Below are 16,961 nucleotides of genomic sequence, written 5' to 3' on the forward strand. Positions count from 1 at the left end.
GGTGTGGAACCGAAAATCCATTCATTTCCTGCGGCGCTGCATTGCTTTTGTGCGGGGTTTCTGGTATGATACAATAGAATCAACAGGCGATTTTGGGAGGATGACAGATGGCAAGGGTTTTGATCGTGGGAGCCGGGGCAGCCGGACTGATGGCGGCGGGCGCCGCCGTGCGGCAGGGACATCAGGTGACGGTGCTGGAGCATACCGAGAAGCCCGGGCAGAAGATCCTTGTCACCGGCAAGGGGCGCTGCAATGTGACCAACGACTGCCCGGCAGAGGAATTTTTGCGCCATGTGCGCACGAACCCGCGCTTTTTGTACTCCTCGCTGGGAGCGTTCCCCCCGGCAAAGACCATGGAGCTGTTCGAAGGCCTTGGCGTGGAGCTGAAGGTGGAGCGCGGCCGCCGGGTGTTCCCGGTATCGGATAAGGCCGAGGAAATCCGGCAGGCGCTGCTGCGTTATGCGCAGGACGCCGACATCGTCTACGACGGCGCAAAAAAGCTGCTGCTGGAGGACATCGTGCCGGAGGCAGAGCCCGCCCCGGCGGCAGCGGAAAACCCGCGTCACCCCAAAAAGAAAAAGGCGGGCCCGGCGCTGCGCTGCGTGGGCGTGCGGGGCACCTCCGGCAGGGAGTACCGGGCGGATGCGGTGCTGGTGGCCACCGGCGGCGTAAGCTACCCCACCACCGGCTCTACCGGCGATGGCTACAAGCTGGCGCAGCAGGCGGGACACACCCTTGTGGAGCCGGTGCCCAGTCTGGTCAGCCTTGTCAGCCGCGACCCGGACTGCAAAAAGATGATGGGTCTGGCGCTAAAAAACGTCACCCTGACCCTGCTGGAGGACGGCAAGGCCATCTTTGACGAGCAGGGCGAGATGCTGTTTACCCACTTTGGCATCAGCGGGCCGCTGACCCTGAGCGCGTCCAGCCATCTGGGGGACATGAAAAAGCACAGGTACATCGCGGAGATCGACCTGAAGCCCGCCCTGAGCGAGGAGCAGCTGTACGACCGCATCACCCGGGACTTTGCGCTGCTGGCAAACCACGCGGCGCAGGGTGCGCTGGTCAAGCTGCTGCCCTCCAGTATGCAGCCGGTCATGGTGGCGCGCTGGGGCATTGACCCCGCCACCAAGGCAAACCAGATCACCCGGGAGCAGAAGCGGGAGCTGGTGCGGCTGGTCAAGCACTGGCAGGTGTCCATTGACGCCCGGGGCGACCTTGCCCACGCAGTCATCACCAGCGGCGGCGTATCGGTGCGGGAGGTAGACCCCAAGACCATGCAGAGCAAAAAGGCGCTGGGACTGTACTTTGCGGGCGAGGTGCTGGACGTGGACGCCTACACCGGCGGCTACAATCTGCAGATCGCTTTCTGCACCGCACAAAGCTTTGCGAATAACCTGTAAAAACAGCGCAGCCAATTTCCTGTGTACTATATATAAATAAGGAGAACATATCATGGTATCTGTTGCAATTGATGGGCCTGCGGGTGCAGGCAAATCCACTCTGGCACGCCGTCTGGCGGCAGAGCTGGGCTATATCTATGTGGACACCGGTGCAATGTACCGCGCCATCGGCCTGTACGCCCTGCGCGCGGGCAAGGACCCCAAGGACAACGCAGCGGTGGATGCTCTGCTGCCCCAGATCGAGCTGCGGCTGGCCTCCATTGCGGGCGAGCAGCACATTTACTTAAAGGACGAGGATGTGAGTGCCGCCATCCGCACCGAAGCCGCGGGCATGGCGGCCTCTGCCGTGGGCGCAAACCCCGCGGTGCGGGCATTTCTGCTGGACTTGCAGCGCAGCATGGCAAAAAAGCAGGATGTGCTGATGGACGGCCGGGATATCGGCACGGTGGTGCTGCCGGACGCTACGGTGAAGATCTTCCTGACCGCCAGCCCGGAGGCACGCGCCACCCGCCGCTGGAAGGAGTATCAGGCCAAGGGCATCGACACCCCCTACGAGGAAGTGCTGGCAGATGTGAAGCAGCGGGACTATCAGGACACCCACCGCGCCGCCGCTCCGCTGAAGCAGGCAGAGGACGCCGTGCTGCTGGATACCTCGGCGCTGGATTTTGAGCAGAGCCTTGACGCTATGAAGCAGATCATTGCCAAAAAGATCGGCGGATAAAACAAACAGGACAGGAATAAAAAATGGTACTATATTATATTCTGGTGCCCCTTGCATGGCTTGTGTGGCACATCGGTTTCCGCATCCGGGTGGAGGGGCGTGAAAACCTGAAAAAGGTGCAGACGAAGGGCTATATCCTTGCGCCCACCCATGTGTCTGCCATCGACCCGGTGTTCATCGTTGTCACCCGGTGGGGCAGGCGGATGGTGGTGTTCGCCAAAAAGGAGTTGTTCGAGATCAACGCCTTCCTGACGTGGTTCTTCCGCTGCTGCGGCGGCGTGTGCGTCCGCGGCACCAAGGACGAGATGGCGGTCATTTCCCAGACGGTGGAAGCCTGCAAACAGGGCAAAACGCTGCTCATCTTCCCGGAGGGCACCCGCGAAAAGGAGGGCAAGCTTCTACCCCCCAAGAGCGGCCTGTTCGTCATTGCCGCCGAGGCGGGGGTGGACGTTGTGCCCTGCCGCATCCTGTACGACACCCCGGACGGAAGGATGCACCTGTTCTGCAAGGTGCGGGTGATCTACGGCGAGCCGATGCCCGCAGTGCAGTTTGCCATGGAGGGCCGCCGGGACACCAAAAAGCTCCGTGCCAACAAGCAGGCACTGCTGGAAGCATGGGAAAAGATGGGGGCGTAAGAGATGGAGATCCATTTGGCGAAAACGGCGGGGTTCTGCTTTGGTGTGAACCGTGCCGTGGAACTGACCTACGGCCTGCTGGCCGAGGGGCATAAGGTGGCAACACTGGGCCCGCTGATCCACAACCCGCAGGCGGTGGAGGATATGCGGCGCAAGGGTGCACAGGTAGTGGACACTGTGCAGGATGTGCCCGCCGGGTGCGAGGTAGTCATCCGCAGCCACGGCGTGCCCCGCAGCGTTTACGATGAACTGGCCGCGCGCGGCATCCCGTACCATGACGCCACCTGCCCCTTTGTGCAGAAGATCCAGCGCATTGCCGCCGAGGCCGAAAAAGAGGGTGCGGTGCTGCTGGTGGCGGGGGATAAGACCCACCCGGAGGTGCAGGGCATTGTGGGACACACCCGGGGCGAGGTGTTCGTTTTTGCCGATTTAGCCGAGTTAGAGGCGTGGAACGGCCCTTCTGACCCCCAAAAACCCCTTTTTGCAGTTGCACAGACCACATTTCAGGTTACAAAATGGAAAGAAAGTTCGGAGTTTCTCAAAAAAGCCTATACAAACGCCCGAATTTTTGATACAATATGTAATGCGACGTGGGCGAGGCAACAGGAAGCGGAAGACCTCAGCCAAAAATGCGACATTGTTGTTGTCATTGGCGGTCATCATTCTTCCAATACCCAAAAGCTGGTACAGGTCGCCGCAAAACACACGCGTGCCGTAACGGTCGAAACAGCGAGCGAACTTCGGCCGGAATGGTTTGCAGATGTTAAAGTGGCGGGCGTGACAGCCGGGGCTTCAACGCCATCGTCTATTATTGAGGAGGTACTTAACAGTATGAGCGCAGAAATCAATGACAACATGAGCTTTGAGGAGATGCTGAACGCATCCGAAGAAAAGCGAGTTCATGCAGGCAGTATTGTGAAAGGAATCGTGACCAGCATCTCTGCCAACGAGATCCAGGTGGATATCGGTGCGAAGCAGACCGGCTTTGTCAAGCTGAGCGAGCTGACCGATGATTCCTCCGCCAAGGTCGAAGACCTGGTGAAGGTTGGCGATGAGCTGGACCTCATCGTCGAGAAGGTTATGGATCAGGATGGCGTCATCCAGCTCTCCCGCAAGAAGCTCGCATCTCGCAAGGGCATGGAAGAGATCGCCAAGGCAGCAGAATCCGGTGAAGTCGTCGAGGGCGATGTTACCGAGTTCAATAAGGGCGGCGTTGTCGTCAACGTCAAGGGCGTCAAGGTGTTCGTTCCCCGTTCTCAGGCCACTATGCGCCGCGACGAGGACTACACTGCTCTGGTCGGCCAGCACGTTCAGCTGGTCGTCACCGAGTGCTCCGGCCGCAAGATCGTGGGCAGCATCAACAAGGTGACCGCTGAGCAGAACAAGGCAAAGCGCGAGGAGTTCTGGGCAAACGTTGAGGTGGGCAAGACCTACACCGGCGTTGTCAAGAGCCTGACCTCTTATGGTGCATTCGTTGACATCGGTGGTGTTGACGGCCTGTGCCACATCAGCGAGCTGAGCTGGAACCGCATCAAGCACCCCTCCGAGGTCGTCTCCGTTGGCGACACCATCGAAGTGTATGTCAAGGACATCGACACCGAGAACCACAAGGTTTCTCTGGGCTACAAGAAGTCCGAGGACAACCCCTGGGAGCAGCTGAAGAACAACTACCCCATCGGCAGCACCTTCCATGCTCCGGTCGTTTCTCTGACCAAGTTTGGTGCATTCGTCCGCATCCTGCCGGGTGTTGACGGTCTGGTCCACATCAGCGAGATCAGCAATGACCGCGTTGAGAAGGTCTCCGACGCACTGAAGGTCGGCGATATGGTCGATGTGAAGCTGCTGGATGTTGACTTCGATAAGAAGCGCATCAGCCTGTCCATGAAGGCTCTGCTGAACAACGACGCTGAGTAATCAGCCCTTCGTGCAAAAGCATAGCTTCTGACACAATGCGATCTGCAGCCCCGTTGCCGGGAAAACGGCGGCGGGGCTGTTTTTGTTAACAAAGCCATGATAAAATTCTTCAAAAAGCACTGGGAAGTGCTTAGTTACCTGATCTTTGGCGTGCTGACCACCCTGCTGAATATTGTGCTGTACGCGCTGTTCAGCCGACTGTTCGGCTATACCGCAGCCAACAGCTGGGGCAATGTGCTGGATAACGCTTTGTGCATCCTGTTTGCCTACTGTACCAACCGGGCGTTCGTGTTCCGCAGCAAGACCACCGGCAAAGCCATGGCAAAAGAGTTTGGCACCTTTGTCACCTGCCGTCTGGGCACCATGGTGCTGGATGCCGCTATCATGATCGTGGGCGGCAACCTGCTGGCTGCGCAGGGCGCGGCGCTGATGGACGGTCTGATCGGACATTTTATCCCGTCCGGGGTAAGCTATACCGGCGCGGCGGCTTCGGCAGCAGCATCGGCAGCAGGTGTTGTCATCATTGGCGGTGCAGACGGCCCTACGGCGATTTTTGTCAGCTATAACGCGCAGGAGCTGTGGGGTCTGTGCGTCAAGGTATTCTCCAACGTGGTGGTCGTGGTGCTGAACTATGTGTTCAGCAAGCTGATCATCTTTAAAAATCGTAAGTGAGATATTTTCTCCGCCGCAGGCGGAGAAAATATCCAATATAATTTAGGAGGTACGGTATTATGAAACGTGGTCTGAAAGGGTTCGCATTCCTGGTTTCCGGTCTGGTGCTGGGCATCATTGGTGCAACGGCATCGGTGACTGCGATCGCACTGAGCGCTGTGGGCATGGCAAAGGTGCGCCGTGCCAGCAAGTAAAATAACGGAGGAACGAACATGAACCGCGAAGAGATCCTGTCCCATGTCGATCATACCCTGCTGAAGCCGGAGGCCACTTGGCCCCAGATCCAGCAGCTGTGTGACGAAGCCATTGCAAACCACACCGCATCCGTCTGCATCAACACCTGCTACGTCAAGCAGGCTGTGGAGTATATGGCAGGCCGCATCCCCGTGTGCTGCGTGGTGGGCTTCCCTCTGGGTGCCATGGATACCGCCAGCAAGGCCTTTGAAGCCAAGACTGCCATCGCCAACGGCGCAGCCGAGGTGGACATGGTCATCAACATCGGCCGCCTGAAGAACAAGGAGTACGATGCTGTCCGTGAGGACATCCGTGCCGTGAAGCAGGCTGTGGGCGATAAGATTCTGAAGGTCATCATTGAGACCTGTCTGCTGACCGAGGAAGAAAAGGAAAAGATGTGCGACATCGTCTGCGAGGCCGGTGCCGACTACATCAAGACCAGCACCGGCTTTTCCACCGCAGGTGCAAACTTCCATGATGTGGAGCTGATGGTCAAGGGCGTGCGTGGCCGCTGCAAGGTCAAGGCTGCCGGCGGCATTTCCACCGTGGAGGATATGGAAACCTTCCTTGCACTGGGCGCTGACCGTCTGGGCACCTCCCGCGCTGTCAAGATCCTGAACGGCGAGCAGGCAAAGGGCTATTAAGTTTTCTGCAAAAAATGTATTTCGGCAAAGCTCTGGGCTTGGCTGAACTGCAAAGGATGATCTCTCAAGGGCTGCTGCACAAATTGCTGTGCAGCGGCCTTTTTGGTGCCCAAGCCTTGCAAGCAGGGTGTAGCAGGGTGTATAATATAAATAGGTATTGTATAAAATAGGGGCTGCTCGCTTTATGGGGTAAGGCGGGCAGAGGAGGAAATGCAATGAATATACCCGAGATCCTTGTGGCCAATGGCACAGGGGCGGTGCTGGTAAGCTTTCTGCTTTTATTGCGGGTGCGCGGCGAGAGTAAAAACAGCGTGGGAACAGCGCTGTTTTGCCGGATTCTGGTGGTGACGCTGCTGGCACAGGCCACAGAGACGATCAGCTTTCTGCTGGACGGCGTGCCCGGCGCTGCAAGCCGGTTCTGGCTGTACCTGACCAACACCGTCTGCACCGGCGCTACCGTGTGCGTGGGCTATGCGTGGTGCTTGTATGTGGACTTCCGGGTCTACCGCAGCATTGGACGCCTGCGCAGAAGGCACCTGTTGCTGGGCGCGCCGCTGCTGGCGCTTTTGGTGCTGCTGGTGGCAAACCTTTTTGGCACGGGGTGGATCTTTTCCATTTCGGCGGACAACGCTTACCATCGGGGCCCACTGAACATTTTGCTGTATCTGCTGCTGTTCGGCTATTATGCCGAGAGCGTGTGGCAGGTGCATAAGGCCAAGCGCGATGGCATTACGGTGGAGTTCTTCCCGGTGTACTACTTTGTGGTCACCTGTGCGGTGGGCACGCTGCTGCAGGGCGCATTCTACGGCATGGCCTTTGGCTGGCTATCAGTAGCCATCGCTTTTGTGTTAGTGGACAGCCAGACCCGCAGCCTGCGCGGCTATACCGATGAGTTGTCCGGCCTGTTTGGGCGCAAGTACATGAACTACTGTCTGGACCGCATCCACGCCACGCAGGAGAAGGACGTTTACGGCATTATGATGGACGTGAACTGCTTCAAGGAGATCAACGACACCTACGGTCACGCCGAGGGTGACCGCGCCATTCAGGAGATCGGGCACATCCTGTCCGGGGCGCTGGTGGCAAACTCGGTAGCCATCCGCATGAGCGGCGATGAGTTCATGGTGCTGATCCGTCACGGTTCGAAGGAGCTGCTGGACGAGATCTGCACCGCCATCGAGCAGCGGGTGCAGCACTATAACGCCACCGCTCCGGCGGGCAGCTTTCAGCTGTCCTTCTCCACCGGTGTGGCAAAGTACGAGGGCGGCAGCGTGGAGAAGTTTCTGGTGGAGCTGGATCAGCGGATGTACGCAGAAAAGCGCGCTTTCCACGCCGCCCGGGACGGCCATGCCGCACCGGAGCAGGGAAATGCTCCATCAATTTAAAAGGAATGTCTAAAATAAGTGCGACTTATCTTGACAATCTGACGCTGCAATGATAGAATATGTGGCGTACCAATTGAATACCGACTTATCAAGAGCGGCTGAGGGGACAGGCCCTGTGAAGCCCGACAACCTGCGCGAGAGCGTAAGGTGCCAAATCCTGCGGGAAACCGGAAGATAAGAGTGCAACGCTCAGAGCTTTCGGCTCTGGGCGCTTTTATTTTTCAGAACAAACTTGATGGAATGGTAAATACACGCAACTGCAACATTTAGGAGGCAAAAAATGGCTAGACACCTGTTTACTTCGGAGTCCGTCACCGAGGGACATCCCGACAAGATCTGCGACCAGATCTCGGATGCAATTCTGGACGAGATCTTGACCCACGACCCCAACGCCCGCGTGGCCTGCGAGACCTGCGCATCCACCGGCCTTGTGCACATTATGGGCGAGATCACCACCAGCTGCTATGTGGACTTCCAGAAGGTCGTCCGCGAGGTGGTGGCAGATATCGGCTACACCCGCGCAAAGTTCGGCTTTGACGCCGACACCTGCGCCGTCATCTCCAACATTGACGGCCAGAGCCCCGATATTGCACTGGGCACCAACGATCAGGTGGGCGGTGCAGGCGATCAGGGCATGATGTTCGGTTATGCCTGTGACGAGACCCCCGAGCTGATGCCCATGCCCATCAGCCTTGCCCACAAGCTGGCAAAGCGCCTGACTGAAGTGCGCAAGAGTGGCGAGATGGATTACCTGCGCCCGGACGGCAAGAGTCAGGTGACCGTGGAGTACGACGAGAACAACAAGCCCGTGCGCGTGGACGCCGTGGTCATCTCCAGCCAGCACAGCGAGAGCGTGAGCATGGAGCAGCTGCGGGCAGACGTGATGGAAAAGGTCATCAAGGCCACCATCCCCGCTGAGCTGCTGGACGAGAACACCAAGTACTACATCAACCCCACCGGCCGCTTTGTTGTGGGCGGCCCGCAGGGCGATACCGGCCTGACCGGCCGTAAGATCATCGTGGACACCTACGGCGGCTATGCACGCCACGGCGGCGGTGCTTTCTCCGGCAAGGACCCCAGCAAGGTGGACCGCAGCGCAGCCTACGCTACCCGCTGGGTGGCCAAGAACATCGTGGCTGCGGGTCTGGCAAAGCAGTGCGAGGTACAGGTGGCCTACGCCATCGGCGTGGCAAAGCCTGTGTCCATCATGGTGGATACCTTCGGCACCGGCACCGTGGCAGACGAGAAGATCGAGCAGGCTGTGGAGAAGGTGTTTGACCTGACCCCCGCCGCCATCATCCGTGACCTCGACCTGCGCAAGCCCATCTACCGCCGGCTGGCCGCCTATGGCCACATGGGCCGCGAGGATCTGGGCGTGAAGTGGGAGAACACCGACCGCGTGGATGCCCTGAAGGCTGCCGTGGCTGCCCTGTAAAAAGCGTTTTACCCTGATAGAAGGTAAGTGAAGAGAGACCGCTGCACCCGACCGTGCAGCGGCTCTTTTGCGTCACAGGGAAAAGAAAATGGTACGGTAAAAAGTATTACTTTTCATCAAAAATCAGATAAACTTTGCGAAACGGTAAAGATTTGGTCGCGTTTTTGTAAGAAACTCACATTCTCTTGAAGGAAAAAGAAAAACAGCTGTGCAAGGCGCAGAAAATCGATACATGAAACAAATTGATATGGAACAATCGACAAAATGTGATAAAATAAAACTAGATATGCGCACTTGTGTGCATGGTACGGATGGTAAACAGCAATAAGGAGTTATGTGACTATGTCTATTGAAATTTCCCCTAAGTCCTTCTTTGAGCAGCCCAGTGTGGCGGATATGCGGCTGATCGCCTGCCCCGGTGCCGAGGAGCTGACCGGCCTGATCGACAAGCACCTTGTCCGTTGGGCAAAGGCTGCCGGAATTGAAAAAGACACCTTCATTATTTCCTGCGACTGCCCCCGCTTCCAGAGCGGCGACGCCAAGGGTCTGGTCAAGGAGTCTGTCCGCGGCGATGATATCTTTATCGTGGTGGACCCGGGCAATTACAGCGTCACCTACAAGCTGTTCAACTACGAGAACCACATGTCCCCGGACGACCACTTTGCAAACCTGAAGCGTCTGATCCAGGCCGTGGCCGGTAAGGCACACCGCGTTTCCGTCATCATGCCCAGCCTGTACGGCGGCCGTCAGCACCGCCGCGTGGTGCGCGAGAGTTTGGACTGCGCTGTGGCCCTGCAGGAGCTGCAGACCATGGGCGTGCGCAACATCATCACCTTTGACGCACACGACCCCCGCGTGCAGAACGCAGTGCCCCTGATGAGCTTTGATAACGCCATGCCCACCTATCAGGTGCTCAAGAGCCTGCTGAAGAAGGACCCCACCCTGTCCTTCGATAAGGAAAAGTTCACCGTGGTCAGCCCGGACGAGGGCGCGATGAACCGCAACATGTACTTCTCCAGCGTGCTGGGCTGCAACCTGGGTATGTTCTACAAGCGCCGCGATTACACCCGCGTGGTGAACGGCCGCAACCCCATCGTTGCCCATGAGTATCTGGGCGAGAGCGTGGAGGGCAAGACCGTCTTTATCGCAGACGATATCATTGCTTCCGGCGAGAGCATGCTGGAGGTTGCCAGCAACCTGAAGGAGCGCGGCGCTGCCAACATCATTGCCAACGCCACCTTCCCCCTGTTCACCAGCGGTCTGGAGAAGTTCGACAAGGCTGTGGCAAACGGCACCCTGACCTACGTTGTGGGCACCAACCTGACCTACCGTATGCCCGAGCTGCTGACCCGCGACTGGTATGTGGACGTGGATGTTTCCAAGTACGCTGCCTACTTTGTGGTGGCGCTGAACCACGATATGTCCGTTTCCAGCATCATCGACCCCCTGAAGAAAATCGAGAGCCTGCTGGCAAACCGCAAGTAAGAAGCTGTTCCAAAGCCCCTGCACCCTGTGTGCGGGGGCTTTTTGAATTTTCATAGAGAAAAGGAAGTGTATCATTAGAAACAGCAGTGGTATAGGGGACTTTCGCTGATCAGCACTTTTTACAAAAAATGATATACTAATATATTAATTGAAACAAAAAAACACTAAATACTATTTACAAATTGTGATATAAATGGTATTCTTTGTACAATGTTGAAGCAGGAAGGCACCTGCCGTGAGAAAAAATCGGAGAAAAAGCAAGAGAGTCCGGCCTTCAAAGCCGGGCATAACAAAGTGCGCAGGCACTTACAAAAAGGAGAAAACACTATGAAACGCCGCGATTTTATGAAGCTTTCCGCCGCTACCGCGCTGGGTGCTACCGTAGCCGCTATGGCACCCTCGGCTCTGGCTGCGACAGAGCTGGACCAGACCAACGGAGATCTGCACACTACCGTAGATCGCAAGACCGCAGCTATGGGTCTGGGCGATGGCAAGACCTTTGCTTATGACCCGGAAAACCCGTACCTGAACGTGAATGTGGGTCTGTTTCATGATGCGCAGGTAATGGTGGGCGGTCAGAATGTTGGTGCTGCTACCTATTACCTGCCCGACGGCATGGATCCCTGGGCGCCGGCAGTTATCGTGCTGACCCCGGACAACACCACCGCAAGGGCGTTCTCCGGCTCGGTCACAGGTCGTATGTGGCGCACGGTGGCGTGCAAAAATAAGATCGCCGTTGTATTTTTCGGTCCTGAAAACGGCGGCAGCTGGAACCTTTCCCTGAGCTCTGCCGGTCGTGATGACGCAGCAGCGCTGGATGCATTGTATCAGCTCATGCGCAAAAAGGGCGTTAAGCTGTCCGGCGCATTCTCCATGGACAAGTCCCACACTGCACTGGTGGGCTACAAGGAGGGCGGCGCAGCCGCTCTGCTGTTCGGCGCTCGCTGGGCAAGCGATTTCAGCTCCATCTGCGCCGTGGATGCCGTTGAGGTCCCGGCAGCTTCTCTGGAGGCAGTGGGCGGCGAGTATGTGCTGCCCTTCCCCGGCGACTCCACCCGTGGCGTGCAGGAGGAAGCCATTGCGGCAAAGACAGTGGATACTCCCGTTTGGTTCGTCCGCTCCAAGGCGGATACTGCCAATAAGGCAGCGCTGGATTTCTACCTGAACGCCAATCAGGCCGTGTCAAAGGGGAACGGCGTGTATGTCAGCAGCCGTACAGGCTCTGCCGCCGAGGTGTGGGTCACCGAAAAAGCACAGTGTCCGGCAGCCATCTGGGAAAAGTTCTCCGGTCAGTTCAAGCGCTTTATGGCACTGCAGCTGCCGGGTCGCGTAGCAAAGGCAGAGGACTTTACCCGTCGGGGCTTTGATATCCATGAGGAGTGGGTCAACGGCGAGCTGCGCCGCTGGATGGTCTATGTGCCGTCCACCTATACCGGCAGCAAAAAGGTGCCGCTGGTGCTGGTGATGCACGGCTACACCGCCTCCATGTACGCCATTGCCGAAGAGTCCCGCTGGTACGATGTGGCGGAGCAGAACGGCTTTATCGTGGTGTTTGCGCAGGGCCTGGTACGTCCCGCAGACCTGATGGGCAACATTCCCACCGCCATGTGGCTGGCAGGTCCCTTTGCCGCACTGGCTGGTAAGGATACCGACCCCAGCGTGGATTTGGAGTTCATCAACAGTCTGCTGGACCGCATGGAGCGGGATTACAGCATCGACACCACCCGCGTGTATGCTACCGGTCACTCCAACGGCAGCCTGATGACTTGGGCTACCGCCTGCCGCTACGCAAGCCGCTTTGCCGCCATTGCACCCGTCGGCTATATGTTTGCCCCACTGCCGGAGCTTGACCCCGCTGTTCTGCTGCCGACATGGGCTTTCCTGGGCGAGTACGACTCGGCAGGTGTGGCAGAGCTGGTGGAGGATAACGGGACGGTGAAGGCGCTGCAGGGCTGGAACGCCCACAACGCCACCAACGAGGCAGCTGTTGCAGAAAGCACCTCCTACGATGGCGCTTTTGTGACCAAGAGCTTTATGGGGGGCAACGCTCCGCTGGTGCAGTACACCGTGGTCAAGGATACCCCTCACGTTTACCTGCAGGAGGAGAGCGTTGCCATCTGGAATGAGTTCTTCTCCCGTTACAGCCGCGGTGCGGACGGCACCCTGTACTATCAGGGCAATGCCGTGACCGCCGGTAAGCATCAGCCCAGCGCAGACTGGTACGCTGCAAAATAAGCTGATAATGCCCGCCGCGCGGCGGTACAGAAGCTTTATATCTCGGGACACCGGAACGTCTGCGGACGCTCCGGTGTCCCTTTTTATGTTTTGCGGCGGCTTGTGTTAAGTTTTTGAAAATTCGTGCCGGGGGCTTTGCAAATCCCGGTGGGTTTATGCTATATTTAAGTTGAAATACTTTGCATTCTGACAGAAAGGAAAAACGCCATGGAGCATTTTGTGGAGTTTGAAGATGTCTGTAAATATTACCAGACCGGCAGTGTGAAGATCGCTGCCGCCGACCACCTGAATTTCTATGTGGACAAGGGCGAGTTCTGCATCATCGTGGGGCCCTCCGGTGCGGGCAAGACCACCCTGCTGAATATTCTGGGCGGCATGGACAACTGCGACGAGGGCAACGTCTGGCTGGACGGCCGCAACGTGAGCCGCTTTTCCGCCCGGGAGCTGACCACCTACCGCCGGTATGACGTGGGCTTTGTGTTCCAGTTCTACAACTTGGTGCAGAACCTGACCGCGCTGGAAAACGTGGAGCTTGCCAGCGAGATCTGCCGCGACCCGCTGGACCCCGCCGAGACCTTGCGCAGCGTGGGGCTGGGCGAGCGGCTGAACAACTTCCCGGCGCAGCTTTCCGGCGGCGAGCAGCAGCGGGTGTCCATTGCCCGCGCACTGGCCAAAAACCCCAAGCTGCTGCTCTGCGACGAGCCCACCGGTGCGCTGGATTACCGCACCGGCAAACAGGTGCTGGGCCTTTTGCAGGATACCTGCCGCAAGACCGGACGCACCGTCATTGTTATTACCCACAACACGGCACTGACCGGTATGGCCGACCGCATCATTCAGGTGCGCAGCGGCCGCATCGTGTCCAATCAGGTCAACGAGCACCCGGTGCCGGTGGAACAGATCGAGTGGTGAGTACTGTGCAGAAAAGTTACCGCAAAAATATCCTGCGCGAGATGAAAAGCAGCATCAGCCGGGTGGTGTCCCTGTTTGGCATCGTGGCGCTGGGGGTGATGATGCTCACCGGCCTGATGTGCATTGCCCCCGATATGCGCACCGCTGCCCAGAAGTATTATGTGCAGCAGAATGTGTTCGACCTGCGGGTGCTGTCCACCCTTGGCCTTAGTCAGAGCGATATCGACGCCATTGCCGCTGTGGACGGGGTGGACGCCGTGCAGGCGGTGAAGTATCAGGACGTGGAAGGCCACTGGACAGGGGACGACCAGACCACGGTGGCGCGGCTGTATCAGCTGCCTGCCGACCCGCAGGCCGATACGCCGGAGAACATGAACCGTCCGGTGCTGCTGTCCGGCCGGATGCCGGAAGCTGCCGGGGAGTGCGTGGTGCATGTGATGGGCCACGGCAGCCCGGTGGAGCTGGGCACCCAGTTGACCCTGCCGGAAGAGACCGAAGGGGTCAGCGGGCAGGTGTTCACGGTGGTGGGCACGGTGCAGGACCCGCTGCATTTTTCCTCCGATTCCGAGAGCAGCACCGTGGGCGATGGCCAGCTGGACTGCATCTTGTTTGTGCCGGAGGGCACTTTGACCGCAGATTATTATACGGTGTGCTATATCAAGACAGAAAACGCCGGATTGTATGATAATTATTCCGATGAATATCAGGCGGCAGTGGATGCCGTAGCGGAAAAGCTCAAGGCCATCCAGAGCGTGCAGTGCACCGCCCGGCGGGAAGAGCTGATGGACACCGCCAACGACAAGCTGACCGAAGCGCGCACGGAGTACGACAGCCAGAAGGCCGAAGCCGAACGTCAGTTTGCCGAGGCGGAGGCAAAGCTTGCGGACGCACAGGCACAGCTGGATGCCGCCAAGGCGCAGCTGGAAGCCGGGGAAAAGGAGCTTGCCGCCCAGAAGACTGCCCTGCCGGACACCATGCAGAGTGGTGCCGACAAGCTGGTGAGCAGCGAGGAGCAGGTGCTGGAATTTGAGGAACAGTTACAGCAAATCGAGCTGCTGGTCAACCTGAAAAAGGTGGCAGACCCCCTGCTGAGCTACGCGGAAACCGCCCTGCGCAACGCCGAAAAGGCGCTGGACGAAGCCGAGCCGGAGGACGAGGATTACATTGAACTGCGAGATGCGCTGGCCAAGGCGCAGGCCGCTTACGACAATATCTATAACCAGCTGCAGGGCTATCAGCAGCAGCTGGACGCGGGCAAGCGGCAGATGTACAAGCAGGGGCTGATCTCCTCGCCGAACCTCTCCAACGACCAGCTGGTGACCGAGGCCAAGGCTGCGCTGCGCAAGATGAAATTGCAGCTTTTGCAGGGGCAGTTGCAGCTGACCACCGGCACAGCCAGCGCCTACACCCAGTTCGATGCCGCACAAAAGCAGCTGGAAGAGGGCTGGGCAGAATATCACGACGGACAGGCCCAGCTGGAAGAATCCCGCACCGAGTACGAGAGCCGGAAAGCCGAGGCAGAGCAGAAGCTGGCGGACGGCCTTGCCCAGCTGAACGATGCCGAGGAGCAGGTGAGCCAGATCAAAAAGGGCGAGTGGTATGTGCTGGACCGCACCTCCACCATGAGCTGCGTCACCTTTGCCCAGTACGCCGACCGCATGGACGCCATTGCCCGGGTGTTCCCGGTGTTCTTCTTCCTTGTGGCGGCGCTGGTGGCTACCACCACCATGACCCGCATGGTGGACGAGAACCGCCTGCAGATGGGCACCTTAAAGGCGCTGGGCTACTCCAATTTCAGCATCGCGGGCAAGTACCTGTTCTACGCGATGCTGGCCACCATTCTGGGCAGCATCGTCGGCATGGTGGTGGGCTTTGTGGTGTTCCCTATCATTATCTGGAACGCCTATCAGCTGGTGTTCAGCCTGTCCACCTTCACCCTGCACTTCTACCCGAGCATGGCAGCTGCCAGTGTGGGCATCAGCGCCGCCGTCATCGGCTTTGCCACATGGTACGCCTGCCGTTCCAGTCTGGCCGAAAAGACCGCAGCTTTGCTGCTGCCCCGGGCTCCCGTGGCGGGCAAGCGCATCCTGATGGAGCGCATCACCCCGCTGTGGTCCCGGATGTCCTTCTCCCAAAAGACCACCGCCCGCAACCTGTTCCGGTATAAAAAGCGGTTCTTCATGACCGTGCTGGGCGTGGCGGGCTGTACCGCGCTGCTGCTTATCGGCTTCGGCATACAGGATTCCCTGCTGCCCATCGTCACAAAGCAGTCTACGGAGCTGACCCACAACGATATGTCCATCACCCTCAGCGACCCCAAAGCCCTGACCATGGAGCAGGGGCTGGCAGAGGAGCTGGACAGCAACAGCGCTGTGCAGAACTGGGGCGCGGTGTATACCAAATCCACCACCATCTACAATGCCGAAGGCGAGAGTGCAAGCGTGAGCATCGTGGCTGCGGCAAAGGACAGCGACCTGACCCGCTATGTTACCTTCCGCACCCGCAAGGGGCACAAGGCCATCAGCTTTGACAGCGGCAGCGCCATCCTGACCGAAAAGACCGCCGAGAACTTGGGCCTGCACACCGGCGATACCTTCTGGGTGGAGAACACCGAGGGTGCCCGGGTGGAGCTGACCCTGACCGGCATCACGGAAAACTATATGTTCACCCGGCTGTACCTCCCCCGCGCACAGCTGGAAAGCCTGCTGGGCACGGAGGATATCCCGTGGAACACGGTCTATGGCCAGACCACCTGCACCGATGCTGCCGGGTACAACGCCCTGCGCACCGACCTGCTGGACTGCAACTACGTCAGCAGCATCAGCTTTACCGAGGACACCACCGAGCTGTTCGATAACCTCATCGTCAGTCTGGGCTATGTGGTGGTGCTGATCATCATCTGCGCGGCGGCGCTGGCGGCAGTGGTGCTGTATAACCTCATCAGCGTCAACCTTGGGGAGCGCAAAAAGGAGCTGGCGACCATCAAGGTGCTGGGCTTCTACGATCAGGAGGTGTACCGCTACATCTTCCGCGAGATCGAGCTGCTGGCGCTTATCGGCTCCGGCGTGGGTCTGGCACTGGGGGTGCCGCTGCACAAGTTCATTGTGTTGACCGTGGAGATGGATCAGCTCATGTTCATCCGCACCATTGCGCCCCGCAGCTACCTGCTGGCGGTGGCGCTGACCATGGTGTTTACCGTGGTGGTCTGCTTTGTCATGCGGCGGCACGTCCGGCGCATCAGCATGGTGGAAAGCATGAAGGCTCCGGAGTAAAATTACAAAGCAAAACC

The 16,961-nt window shown here is 58.5% G+C and carries 13 protein-coding genes and 1 riboswitch; all 13 genes read left to right on the plus strand.

Going from position 1 to position 16,961, the window contains the following annotated elements; all coding sequences use genetic code 11:
- Positions 1 to 107 precede the first annotated feature (107 nt).
- The 13 genes from MTP43_RS02870 (at position 108) to MTP43_RS02925 (ending at position 16,944) form a co-directional block, all read left to right on the plus strand.
- Complete coding sequence (locus MTP43_RS02870; protein ID WP_015536625.1) at positions 108 to 1,400, plus strand: NAD(P)/FAD-dependent oxidoreductase; 1,293 nt, start codon at positions 108 to 110, stop codon at positions 1,398 to 1,400.
- Between the two features lie 52 nt (positions 1,401 to 1,452).
- The gene (gene cmk / locus MTP43_RS02875) at positions 1,453 to 2,121 is read left to right on the plus strand and encodes a (d)CMP kinase (protein WP_015536626.1); all 669 of its coding nucleotides are present in this window, start codon (positions 1,453 to 1,455) and stop codon (positions 2,119 to 2,121) included.
- A gap of 23 nt (positions 2,122 to 2,144) precedes the next feature.
- The gene (locus MTP43_RS02880; protein WP_097782682.1) at positions 2,145 to 2,756 is read left to right on the plus strand and encodes a lysophospholipid acyltransferase family protein; all 612 of its coding nucleotides are present in this window, start codon (positions 2,145 to 2,147) and stop codon (positions 2,754 to 2,756) included.
- A 3-nt stretch (positions 2,757 to 2,759) separates the two neighbouring features.
- Positions 2,760 to 4,670 carry a bifunctional 4-hydroxy-3-methylbut-2-enyl diphosphate reductase/30S ribosomal protein S1 gene (locus tag MTP43_RS02885; RefSeq protein WP_113621476.1) on the plus strand — a complete coding sequence of 637 codons (1,911 nt, stop codon included), beginning with the start codon at positions 2,760 to 2,762 and terminating at the stop codon, positions 4,668 to 4,670.
- 96 nt (positions 4,671 to 4,766) lie between these two features.
- The gene (locus MTP43_RS02890; RefSeq protein ID WP_015536629.1) at positions 4,767 to 5,342 is read left to right on the plus strand and encodes a GtrA family protein; all 576 of its coding nucleotides are present in this window, start codon (positions 4,767 to 4,769) and stop codon (positions 5,340 to 5,342) included.
- A gap of 59 nt (positions 5,343 to 5,401) precedes the next feature.
- A complete protein-coding gene (locus tag MTP43_RS14410; protein ID WP_005927141.1) occupies positions 5,402 to 5,536 on the plus strand; it encodes a hypothetical protein in 135 nt (44 codons plus the stop codon).
- An 18-nt stretch (positions 5,537 to 5,554) separates the two neighbouring features.
- Complete coding sequence (deoC, locus tag MTP43_RS02895) at positions 5,555 to 6,220, plus strand: deoxyribose-phosphate aldolase (RefSeq protein ID WP_015536630.1); 666 nt, start codon at positions 5,555 to 5,557, stop codon at positions 6,218 to 6,220.
- Between the two features lie 215 nt (positions 6,221 to 6,435).
- Entirely contained in the window at positions 6,436 to 7,605 is a 1,170-nt protein-coding gene (locus MTP43_RS02900; protein ID WP_117527134.1) for a GGDEF domain-containing protein, read from the plus strand.
- Positions 7,606 to 7,687: 82 nt separating this feature from the next.
- A riboswitch (SAM riboswitch) is annotated at positions 7,688 to 7,786 on the plus strand.
- 99 nt (positions 7,787 to 7,885) lie between these two features.
- Entirely contained in the window at positions 7,886 to 9,040 is a 1,155-nt protein-coding gene (gene metK / locus MTP43_RS02905; protein ID WP_112121274.1) for a methionine adenosyltransferase, read from the plus strand.
- A gap of 342 nt (positions 9,041 to 9,382) precedes the next feature.
- Positions 9,383 to 10,525, plus strand: a complete 1,143-nt coding sequence (locus MTP43_RS02910; RefSeq protein ID WP_005927161.1) for a ribose-phosphate pyrophosphokinase — start codon at positions 9,383 to 9,385, stop codon at positions 10,523 to 10,525.
- 327 nt (positions 10,526 to 10,852) lie between these two features.
- On the plus strand, positions 10,853 to 12,760 hold the full coding sequence (locus MTP43_RS02915) for an alpha/beta hydrolase family esterase (protein ID WP_117527136.1): 1,908 nt from the start codon (positions 10,853 to 10,855) through the stop codon (positions 12,758 to 12,760).
- A gap of 207 nt (positions 12,761 to 12,967) precedes the next feature.
- On the plus strand, positions 12,968 to 13,672 hold the full coding sequence (locus MTP43_RS02920; RefSeq protein ID WP_005927166.1) for an ABC transporter ATP-binding protein: 705 nt from the start codon (positions 12,968 to 12,970) through the stop codon (positions 13,670 to 13,672).
- Between the two features lie 5 nt (positions 13,673 to 13,677).
- On the plus strand, positions 13,678 to 16,944 hold the full coding sequence (locus tag MTP43_RS02925; protein ID WP_242993116.1) for an ABC transporter permease: 3,267 nt from the start codon (positions 13,678 to 13,680) through the stop codon (positions 16,942 to 16,944).
- Positions 16,945 to 16,961: the final 17 nt, after the last annotated feature.

Origin of the sequence: Faecalibacterium sp. IP-1-18 (assembly GCF_023347355.1) — a bacterium.
GTDB lineage: Bacteria > Bacillota > Clostridia > Oscillospirales > Ruminococcaceae > Faecalibacterium > Faecalibacterium prausnitzii.